Source organism: Herminiimonas fonticola (genome assembly GCF_040395855.1).
In the GTDB taxonomy this organism is placed as follows: Bacteria; Pseudomonadota; Gammaproteobacteria; order Burkholderiales; family Burkholderiaceae_D; genus Oxalicibacterium; species Oxalicibacterium fonticola_A.
The window spans coordinates 1-10,935 of sequence record NZ_JBEBPO010000084.1 but is presented as its reverse complement, the minus strand read 5'-3'; the positions used below and the strand labels follow the sequence as shown (position 1 = coordinate 10,935).

The following is a 10,935-nucleotide window of genomic DNA, read 5'->3' as shown; positions in this document are numbered from 1 at the left end:
TGCAGCACGGCATCGATTTGTCGTTTGCCGATGGTGTGCGTTCGCTGATGCGACAGGACCCGGACATCATCATGATCGGCGAAATCCGCGATCTGGAAACCGCCGAAATGGCGATCCAGGCCGCGCTCACCGGCCACCTGGTGCTATCGACACTGCACACCAACGATGCGCCGTCCGCCGTCATGCGTTTGCTGGAACTCGGCGTACCCTATTACCTGCTGGAATCGACGCTGATCGGCATCATGGCACAGCGCCTGACGCGCACCTTGTGCAATCACTGCAAATCGCCGGATGGTGAAATGCTTGATGACGTCTGGCAAAGCCTGGCCGAAGGCTGGGACATTCCCAAGCCTGCCACCATCTATCGACCGGTCGGCTGCCCGGAATGCCGCCAGACCGGTTATCGCGGCCGTACCGGCCTGTACGAATTGCTGACCATCACGCAAACCTTCTCCAAGATGATCAAGGCCGAGACCGATATCCATCAGTTGAAGCAACAAAGTATTGCCGATGGCATGAAACCTCTGCGTCTGGCCGGCGCACTGAAGATCATCGAAGGCGTGACGACGGCGGAAGAAGTGCTGAAAGTAACGGCAGCACTGACCTGACAAGACAGCGCATCAAACACAAGCCGTTCATCTCATCATGAACGACCATCCTGGAGAACGGTGATGAATGGCATGATGAAATCCATATCAGCTTTGTGCCTGATGTTCTGTCTGAACCTCGCCTACGCCCAAACCCCGGAAAAAGTCGTTGATATCCCGACCAGACCCGGCGTAACGCAACGCATGCTCGTACTGACTCCAGCTGCACCCAAAGCTGCCGTCATTCTGCTTGCCGGTGGTCATGGCGGCCTGCAAATATCATCTGACGGATTGATTCATTGGGGCAAAGATAATTTTCTGGTGCGCACCAGACAGCTATTCGCCAGGCAAGGTTTTCTGGTGGTGCTCATCGATGCACCATCCGACCGCCTGTCCCCTCCATTCTTGAGAGGTTTCCGCCAGACACCGGAACATCTGGCCGATATCAAGGCTGTCATTGCCTGGTCCCGAGGACAGACAAGGACACCGGTCTGGCTGGTTGGCACCAGCCGCGGCACGCAATCGGCCGCCTTTGTCGCGACGCAACTGCAAGTACCGGATGGGCCGGATGGCGTGGTGCTCAGCTCCAGCATTCTGGTTGATAGCGAAGGCCCGTCCGTACTCTCCATGCCTATGGACACACTGCAGATTCCCGTACTTGTCGTTCATCATGAGCAAGATGGTTGCAGACTCTGCAGTTTCAGTCTGACTTCCAATCTGATGGATAAGCTGCGCGATGCACCGAAGAAACAGCTGATTTCTTTTACCGGTGGCGACGATGTGGGCGATGCCTGCAACGCACGCGCACATCACGGATTCAATGGACTCGACAACGATGTCGTCGGAAAAATGTCCAACTGGATGCTCGCAAATTGATCACCTTGCATGCACGCAGCTAAATAGCTCGGTACATATGCAATAGCTTGCTATAGTGAGGAAGACGCACTTGTCGCGCTATTTATTAACGTTCATTCATTTGTTACGGAGAACATCATGGGTAAAAGTCAGGACAGCAAAAAGGCCGTGAAGAAAGAGCCCCTCAAAACAATGAAGGAAAAAAAGGAAGCGAAGAAACTGAAGAAGGAAGAATCAAAGCGTCAGTAATTCTTCCAGCCTTCCAGGAATCATCAACATCAGCACGCTTGGTCGTGCTGATTTCAATTCAAGGTTTGAATTCCTGCTGCAAAACACACTATGGATTTATAACAAGGGAAAACAAATCGCGATTTTCAATCCCGGAAAAGCAGCATTTTCTTCATTGGCATCCGACAGTGCAATATCCCCGCCATGCGACAAGGCAATATCCCGCACGATAGACAAACCCAATCCCGCACCGCCAAGATTTTGTTGCTGCGCCAACGGCGAACGATAAAAAGCGGAAAAAACCCGCTCCCGTTCTTCTTTTGGAATGCCTATACCGCTATCTTCCACTTCCAGTATCGCGCGTTGCAAAGCCGCATCACTACGCACGCGCAAAATGACTCTGCCGTTCATCGGCGTGTAATGAATGGCGTTATCCACCAGGTTACTGATCAACTCGTGCAGCAACAGCGCATGTCCGTTGATCATGATTTCTTCGGGTGCATCAAATGACAAATCAATTTGTTTTTTGACTGCTGCAGGCGCGTGTTCCAGGCCGACCTGACGCGTTACATTCGTAAGCGAAACCGGCCCGACATCACTCTCTTTCACACCATGCTCGGCGCGGGCCAGTGTCAGCAAACGATTTGCCAGATGTGCAGTGGATTCGGTAGTACCGGCAATGCTTTCAACAATCTCGCGCATATCCCGCAAGACACGCGGATCGCTCGGATTGCGTTCAAGTTGGCGCAGCGCCAATTCCGCCTGCGTTTTGAGCACCGTCAACGGCGTACGCAATTGATGCGAAGCATCTGCGATAAAACGACGCTGCCATGTGATCAGCGCCTGCAAATGCCCCATGTAACCGTTCATTGCAGCAACCAGGGGACGCACTTCCTTGTGCACACGATCCGCGTTGAAATCTTCCAGGTCGGTCGGTGAACGCGCTTCCACTTCCGCTTTCAACTGCATCAGTGGGCGCAAGACCAGACGCACGGCAAACCAGATCAGCAAAGCAGCCACCAGCACCAGCAAGCCCTGGCGCCATAAGGTGCTGAAGAGAATCTCGCGCGTCAGATTGCTGCGCGCATCCATGGTTTCTGCTACCTGAATCAAGGCGATGCCGCGCATGGAATCATCGTAGACAGGTTGATACAAGGCAGCGATACGCACCGGCTGATTTTGATAAACAGCGTGATAAAAGTGCACCAGCGCCGGATAGATTTCCGAACGCGGAACGTTGGGCGGCAAGGCCGGCAAATCTGCATAACCGGAAACAAACTCGCCTTGCGTGCCGGTGACCTTGTAGTAAATCCGTCCCAGCGTATCAGTTTCAAAACTATCCAGAGCCACATACGGCACATCGGCCACTACCTTGCCATCCACCACCGAAACCCGCTCCGCCAAGGCGCGCGTCGACGCCAGCAAGGCACGGTCATATGCCAGATCGGCCACATCCAGGGCATTGCGGTAAACTGAAAAAGCGTCCAGCGCCACCACCAGCAATAGCGGAATCAGAAGCCAGCGCAATAACTGGCCGCGCAAGCTGCCCATGGATTTGATTGGCTTGATGGCTTTTTCCGCACTTGAAGTCATTTTTTGCCGGCGACCTCTAGCAAATAACCCAAACCGCGCAAGGTCGTGATAGCCACTGCGCCGTCGCTATTGTGTTGTAATTTTTTGCGTAATCGATGGATATAGATTTCAATCGCATCGGGATTGGCATCGTCGACCAGTGCGAAAACCTCGTCGAATAATTTTTCTTTGGATACCGCACGCCCGGCACGACTGATCAAGACCTCCAGCACCGCATGTTCACGCGGTGTCAGCGCCAACGCCGCATCGCAGTAACTGAACATGCGCGACACCGTATCGAAACTGAGTGCCCCACAGCTATAAACGGGTGCGTCACCACCTTGGGCACGACGCAACAATGCCTTGACGCGCGCTTCCAGTTCAACCAGCTCGAATGGTTTGGCCAGATAATCATCCGCACCAAGATTCAAACCCTGCACTCTATCCTGCAAACCGCCACGTGCCGTCAGGATCAATACCGGTGTTTTGCTGCCGCGTGCACGCAAACGCTTCAATACCTCCAAACCATCCATCTTTGGCAAGGTCAAATCGAGTATTACCAGCGCATATTGCTGGGTATGCAGCAAACTATCGGCATCGGCACCGTTCATCGCACATTCAACCGACCAATGTGCATCTTGTAGCGCCTTGGTCAGCCAGCGCGATAACTCAACATGATCTTCAATCAGTAAAATTCGCATGGCCTTGTACGCAAAGGTAAGAAAATATAGCCGCCAATACTCACACAGAAAATTGCTGTTGGCAAAATTCGTATGAAAGGAAATTGAAAGATTCGAGCCGTTATGATGAAAAAAACGAGTAATGCATCTGCATTAAATGTTGCATCAACTGGCTGGCTCGCTCTAGTCGGATGCATAATCAGCCCGCATGAATTTTCTGTAAAGAAATTTATATCGGCTGAATATATAAAACAGCGTCGTGCGGAAAAAATCGCACGACCGAAAGAGGATGGCAGGAGACAATGACTACACCGATCACATTGATTTGTGCACTCAGTGCATGCATCACATTCAGCGCTTATGCAGCGCCGGTGCAATGCATCGCGCCGGCCAAACCAGGCGGCGGCATGTCCGTGAGCTGCAAGCTGATCCAGCAAGGCCTGCAGGCACAACACCTCCCTGGCGACAAAGACCTTGACGTCAAGATCAGCTATTTACCCGGTGGTATCGGCGCGGTTGCCTGGAACTCCATCGTCACGCAACGCCGTGCCGAAACCGACACCCTGGTGGCATTCTCCGGCGGTTCCCTGATGAATCTGGCACAAGGTAAATACGGCCGTGCAGATGTCAACGATGTACGCTGGGTTGCGGCGATAGGTGTCGACTACGGGATGATCGCAGTCCGCAACGACTCTCCATATAAAACCTTGAGTGATTTAATCAAGGTGCTCAAGCAACAACCAACCAAGCTCACCATAGGAACGGCCGGGACTGTCGGTAGTCAGGACTGGCTCAAGATTGCATTGCTGGCCAAGCAAAGCAAGATCGACCCCAAGAGTTTGCGCTTCGTTGCACTGGAAGGTGGTGGCGATGCATTCACCGCCTTGCGTGCCGGTCACGTACAAGTGATCTCCGGCGATGCTTCCGAAGCCACGCTGCACACCATGGATGGCGAGATTCGCGTCCTTGCCGTGTTATCCGACAAACGCCTGCCCGGTGCCTTGGCTAATGTGCCAACTGCGATCGAACAAGGTGTAGACGTTACCTGGCCGATCATACGCGGCTTTTACATGGGACCGCAGGTCAGCGATGCAGCGTATCGACGCTGGGTTCACACCTTCGATCAAATGATGGCCACTCCTGAATTCGACCGATTACGCACTGCCAATGGTTTATATCCATTGGCAATAACCGGCAACCAATTGACCCAGTACATCCATAAAACCGTAGAAGACTACCGTAAGCAATCTGATCAACTTGGCCTGATCAGATAAGTCTGGCCCGCCGAACCGTTCGGCAAAAAATTCCGTGAAGCGCACAAGGTGGCAAGTCTATCCAGACTTGCTCTGGGTTCCCTGCGCCTTATTGAATAACTCAATCCACTAGGAGACGAAGCAAATGTTGATCAAAAAACCTATAGCAATCGCACTGACAGCACTCTCATTGAGTTTCACATTCAATGCATGGTCGCAAGTTCCGGCCGGCTACTCTGCCGACTACGTCAAGATCGTTGACGGCGCCAAGAAGGAAGGCAAGCTGGTGATCTACAGCGCCACCGATTCCAAGGCTGTGGAACCGCTGCTCAAGGATTTTGGCACGATCTATCCAGCCATCAAAATTGAATTCAACGACATGAATTCAACCGAAGTTTACAACCGCTTTATTTCGGAAGCGGCCGCTGGCGGCGCCACTGCCGACGTGTTGTGGTCGTCCGCGATGGACTTGCAATTCAAACTGGTCAGCGAAGGCTACGGTGCGACTTACAAATCACAGGAAGCTGGTTCCATCCCTGCCTGGGCCAACTACAAGGACAGTGCTTACGGCACCACCTTCGAACCGCTGGCCATCGTCTACAACAAGCGACTGGTCAGCGCAGATGAAGTACCTGCAAGCCACGACGATCTGCTCAAATTACTGCACACCAAGGCAGACAAATTCCGCAACAAGGTCACCAGCTACGACATTGAAAAATCAGGCGTCGGCTTCCTGTTCATTACCGAAGATACGCAAATCAATCCGCACTTCTGGGATCTGGCCAAGTCGTTCGGCGATGTCGGCCTGCGCGTGCAATCCTCGACCGGCACCATGCTGGAACGGATTTCATCCGGCGAAAACCTGATCGGCTACAACGTGATCGGTTCCTACGCACAGGCACGTGCGGCCAAAGATCCATCGATCGGCGTTGCCTTCACCAAGGATTACAACCTGGTGTTGTCACGTGTGGTGTTCATCAACAAGTCGGCGAAAAACATGAATGCGTCCAAGTTGTGGATCGACTATCTGTTGTCCAAACGCGGCCAAACCATCATCGCAAATGAATCGCAACTGTATTCATTGCGTTCCGATGTCACCGGCACTTCAACACTGGCAAGTCTGACGACACAACTCGGCAGCGCACTCAAACCGATTGCGATTACACCGTCCTTGTTGCAATACCTGGATCAGACAAAACGCCTCGCATTCCTGAAGCAATGGAAAGAAGCCGCAGGCAAGAAGTAATTCATCCGTAGCTAGCAAGGTGGAAAGCGACATGCCTTCCACCTTGCTTGCGAGATGACTGCAGAGCTTAAGGCTATTCCGCCCTGCGATTTAACACAGCTTATGCAAGGTATTTCCATTTATGACTTCTATCACTTCTCCCCAGCCGCTACCCAGCCGCTCCTGGCTGTCGCGCCTTAACTGGCCGCGCGGACTGGTCGTTACGCTGGCAGCGATTGCCATCTTTCTGCCGCTGACACTGATTTTTTATCAGAGTTTTTTATCCGCGCCGTTTTTTGCGCCTGTCAAAACACTGAGCCTGGAGCCGTATCGCTTCATCTTCGATGATCCCGATTTCCGCCAGGCTTTCATTAACGGTCTGTTGCTGGCCAGTGGGCTCGCATTGATCGCCGTACCGCTGGGCAGCATGCTGGCTTTCCTGATGGTGCGCACCGATCTGCCTGGTCGCAACTGGATTGCTCCTTTATTGCTGGTGCCGATTTTTGTATCGCCTATGGTGATCGCCTTCGGCTATGTGGTGTCGATGGGGCCTGTCGGTTTCTACACCGTGTGGATGCAAGACATGTTGCGTCTGATCGGCATAGAAGCAACGCCATGGAATGTGTACGCCTTCCCCAGCATCGTCATCATCGCCGGCCTGACCCACGTACCGCACGTTTATCTGTACGCCTCGGCTGCGCTCAAGAGTTTGGGTGCCGATGTGGAAGAAGCTGCACGCGTGGCTGGCGCTTCGCCTTTGCAGGTTGCGTTGCATGTGTCGCTGCCGATGATCATGCCGGCGCTGGCATATGCCGGCGTGCTGGTGTTCTTCCTCGGCTTTGAAGTATTCGGTCTGGTACTGGTGCTGGGCGATCCGGAAGGCCATCTGGTCTTGCCGACTTATCTGTACAAGCTGACCAATAAACTCGGCACACCTTCCTATCATTTGATGGCGGCAGTTGCAGTGTGTCTGGTTGCAGTCACGCTGCCGCTGGTCATGCTGCAACGCTGGTTGCTGCGTTCGGCCAATAAATATGTATCGATCAAAGGCAAAGGCTCGCGTCAGAAAGCACTGCCTCTCGGCAAATGGAAATGGCTGGCCTTCAGCCTGATCGCAGCGTGGCTGATTTTCACGATCGTGATTCCATTATCCGGCATCGCCTTGCGCGCCTTCGTTTCGCACTGGGGTTATGGCGTATCGCTGATCGATGCCTTCACCTTCCAGCATTTCCGCGATATCTGGGAACAACCATCGCTGGTACGCGGCATCGTCAACACCATCATGATAGGCGTCATCGGCGGCGCACTTGCGGTGGCTTGTTACTGCTGTATCGCACTGGCGATGCATCGCAAATCGGACGGCATCACGCGCTTCCTCGATTACAGCGTATTGATCCCACGCGCCATACCAGGCTTGCTGGCTGGCTTGTCCTTCCTGTGGGTATTCTTGTTCGTACCCTCATTCCTCGATAGCTTGCTGAAGGGACATGACAACTTCATCGCGCTGTGGATGGTGGAACACGTCATCCCGCAATTGCGCGAACTGCGCTCCACTATTTTTTCAGTGTGGCTGGCGTACTCGGTGGTGTGGCTGGCTTACGGCTTGCGCCTGATCACCACAGCCTTGTTGCAGGTTGGTCCGGAACTGGAAGAAGCCGCACGTGCGGTAGGTGCACGTCGTTCGCAAGTAACACGCGACGTCACCTTGCCACTGGTGCGCTACGGCGTACTCGGCGCCTGGCTGATGGTGTTCCTGATTTTCGAACGTGAATATTCGACCGGCGTCTATCTGCTATCACCCGGCACCGAAGTCATAGGCGCACTGATCGTCTCGCTGTGGGCTTCCGGCTCCGTCGATCTGGTCGCCACTCTCTCCTTCATCAACATCACGCTAGTGGCCATCGGCCTCGGCATCGCACTGCGCTTCGGCGTCAAGTTGCACGACTAATCAGGAAATCATCATGAGCGAATTAAGTGTCAATGACTTGCATCTCGACTACGGCACCGGCGCCAGCGCCAACCAGATTCTCAAAGGCGTGTCGATGGAACTGCAACGCGGCGAAGTGGTCGCCTTGCTGGGACCATCCGGTAGCGGCAAAACGACTTTGCTGCGTGCAGTAGCAGGTCTGGAATCGCCTAAATCCGGCGGCATACAAATCGGCGAACGCAGCGTGTTCGACGGCAATCGCAAGCTGGAAATCCCGGCAGAAGAACGCAATCTGGGTCTGGTCTTCCAATCCTATGCGTTGTGGCCGCACAAGACTGTTTCCGACAACGTCGGCTACGGTTTGAAGTTGCGCAAGATGAGTAGTAACGATATCGCCGAGCGCGTCAAAACCGTGTTGAATCAACTCGGCCTCGGTCATCTGGGTGAGCGCTTCCCGCATCAACTGTCCGGCGGTCAGCAGCAACGCGTCGCCATTGCCCGCGCGCTGGTGTACAACCCGCCCGTCATTTTGCTGGATGAACCGCTGTCAAATCTGGATGCCAAGTTGCGCGAAGAAGCGCGTGCCTTCCTGCGCGAACTGATTGTGCGTCTCGGCTTGTCGGCATTGATGGTGACGCATGATCAAGCCGAAGCAATGGCGATCTCGGATCGCATCCTCTTGCTCAACAACGGCAAGATCGAACAGCAAGGCACACCGCAAAGCATGTATGAAACGCCAAACACCTTGTTCACGGCAGAGTTCATGGGCAGCAATAACCGTCTGCCGGCTAAGTTAATCCAACGCGATGGCGAGCATGCCGTGTTGCAGATCGCAGGCGGCAATGTCAAGGCCACACTGCGCGGACAAGGCAGCAGTGCCAACGATGCCACCGCCATTATCCGCGTCGAGCAAATCAACATTTCCGATACGGCTATCGACAACGCGATCAAGTTGCCGCTCTCAACCTGTATGTATCTGGGCGACCGCTGGGAATGCGTATTCCGTAATGCAGACGAACATGGCAGCGACGGCACCGTTCTACGCGCCTACGCAAAACAACGACTGGCACCAGGGGAATATTGGCTGCAACTGCCGCAACACGCGCTATGGGCCTTCCAGGCCGCCTAGTCACAGATTTCTGCATCACGGAAAGGAGGCTTGCATCAGTAGCACACAGCAGCGTAGTCGTACCGCACAACCAACACGAAACATCACATAGATTGGGGACACTAAAAATGAAAAAGAAATACCTGGCGACAGCAATGCTCGCCGCATTCGGCGTTCTGGCATCCGGCGCTTATGCGCAATCCAACGTTACCGTCTACGGCCGGGTCGATACCGGCGTTGAATATCTCACCAATGCCAGTGCCAGCAAGAATAATCTGGTTCGTTTGAGTTCCGGCACCATGAATACCTCGCGTATCGGATTTCGTGGCACAGAAGATCTGGGCGGCGGACTGAAGGCGATATTTCAGTTGGAAAGCGGCTTCAAGGCAGATACCGGCGAGCAGGATGACACCGAATTTTTTAAACGACAAGCCAATGTCGGTCTGGAAGGTAGCTGGGGTCGCCTCGTTGCCGGACGTTCCTACACCACCACCTATGACTTCATCCTGCCGTTCGATCCGATGGGCTATTCAGCCAGTTATTCATGGATTACCTCAGCTGGCGCAACCGGCGGTCGCAAAGACGGCATGGTGACCAATCTGGCCAACATCCTCAAATATCAAGGCAAGTTCGGCGACTTCAAACTGGGGGCCACCTACAGCTTTGGTGAAGTGGCAGGCAGTACTAGCGATAACGCCAAACTTGACCTTGGTGCGGGCTACAACAAAGGCCCGTTACGGCTCGCCACGACAGTGCAGCGCCAGAATGGCACGACAACCGGCCTTGGTGACAAAACCACCATCATTCATGCGGCCGGTGGCTATCAAATCACCAGCGACTTGGGAGTCGACGTTGGTTATCGCAATTTCAAAAAGACGTTCGCAAACAATGCTGCCGATCTGCGCAGTGATTTCTACTGGGCTGGCATCTCCTATAAAACAACACCTGCCCTCACCTTGATCGGCTTGTTCTCCTATCAAGACATCAAGAACGTCGCTGCAAACACAGATGCAGATCCATACATGCTCTCATTCCGTGCAAAGTATGCATTGTCGAAACGTACCGATCTGTATCTGAGCGCGGCTTACGCAAAGGCCAAGAACCAGAAACTGGTTGGCCTGTCGCGTGATGACGTCGCTTTCGGCAATAACCAGAAAGGTGTGGTTGCCGGTATCCAGCATCGCTTCTAAAAATCGCATGCTTTAAACCGGACGGAATATGCATGGCGCCCGGTTATGCAAAATGGCCTGTTATTCATTTTGAATAACAATGCGGAACAGCAAGTTATCAGCATACTGATAACTTGCTGTTTCAATTCAAGAACCCTTTTTCATTACCGTGCACTTTTCCCGCAGCAATAAAAAAAGGAACCCGATGAGAGGTTCCTTTTTCATTTCAAGCTTCTATCTCGTTAGAGATGATGCAGCACATCAGCACCGCATCGCTCACATCCCGCTTATGCCGTTACGTTGCGACCACCAACTTCAGGCAAATCGCATG

General features: G+C 53.4%; 9 protein-coding genes. 7 read left to right on the top strand and 2 right to left on the bottom strand.

Features of this window, described 5'->3' with window-relative positions; genetic code table 11:
* Together ABWP27_RS10350 and ABWP27_RS10345 are read left to right on the top strand one after the other, a co-directional pair.
* A partial coding sequence (locus tag ABWP27_RS10350; protein WP_353156300.1) for a GspE/PulE family protein occupies positions 1-608 on the top strand: 608 nt, incomplete at its 5' end.
* A gap of 75 nt (positions 609-683) precedes the next feature.
* The gene (locus tag ABWP27_RS10345; RefSeq protein ID WP_353156297.1) at positions 684-1,463 is read left to right on the top strand and encodes an alpha/beta hydrolase; all 780 of its coding nucleotides are present in this window, start codon (positions 684-686) and stop codon (positions 1,461-1,463) included.
* A gap of 324 nt (positions 1,464-1,787) precedes the next feature.
* Here the strand turns inward: ABWP27_RS10345 and ABWP27_RS10340 are convergent, their stop codons facing one another.
* Positions 1,788-3,263 (bottom strand): sensor histidine kinase N-terminal domain-containing protein, encoded by a 1,476-nt coding sequence (locus ABWP27_RS10340; RefSeq protein ID WP_353156295.1) that lies wholly within the window; start codon positions 3,261-3,263, stop codon positions 1,788-1,790.
* On the bottom strand, positions 3,260-3,943 hold the full coding sequence (locus ABWP27_RS10335) for a response regulator (RefSeq protein WP_353156292.1): 684 nt from the start codon (positions 3,941-3,943) through the stop codon (positions 3,260-3,262). The genes ABWP27_RS10340 and ABWP27_RS10335 overlap by 4 nt, the downstream gene beginning before the upstream one ends.
* Before the next feature lie 281 nt (positions 3,944-4,224).
* Between ABWP27_RS10335 and ABWP27_RS10330 the strand changes: the two genes are divergently transcribed.
* The 5 genes from ABWP27_RS10330 to ABWP27_RS10310 all read left to right on the top strand — a co-directional run bounded on the left by ABWP27_RS10330 (position 4,225) and on the right by ABWP27_RS10310 (position 10,625).
* Entirely contained in the window at positions 4,225-5,196 is a 972-nt protein-coding gene (locus ABWP27_RS10330; protein ID WP_353156290.1) for a Bug family tripartite tricarboxylate transporter substrate binding protein, read from the top strand.
* Positions 5,197-5,320: 124 nt separating this feature from the next.
* The gene (locus tag ABWP27_RS10325) at positions 5,321-6,421 is read left to right on the top strand and encodes an ABC transporter substrate-binding protein (protein WP_353156287.1); all 1,101 of its coding nucleotides are present in this window, start codon (positions 5,321-5,323) and stop codon (positions 6,419-6,421) included.
* Positions 6,422-6,542: 121 nt separating this feature from the next.
* On the top strand, positions 6,543-8,348 hold the full coding sequence (locus ABWP27_RS10320; RefSeq protein WP_353156284.1) for an ABC transporter permease: 1,806 nt from the start codon (positions 6,543-6,545) through the stop codon (positions 8,346-8,348).
* Between the two features lie 13 nt (positions 8,349-8,361).
* The gene (locus ABWP27_RS10315; RefSeq protein WP_353156281.1) at positions 8,362-9,456 is read left to right on the top strand and encodes an ABC transporter ATP-binding protein; all 1,095 of its coding nucleotides are present in this window, start codon (positions 8,362-8,364) and stop codon (positions 9,454-9,456) included.
* A gap of 107 nt (positions 9,457-9,563) precedes the next feature.
* Positions 9,564-10,625 (top strand): porin, encoded by a 1,062-nt coding sequence (locus ABWP27_RS10310; protein ID WP_353156278.1) that lies wholly within the window; start codon positions 9,564-9,566, stop codon positions 10,623-10,625.
* Positions 10,626-10,935 lie beyond the last annotated feature (310 nt).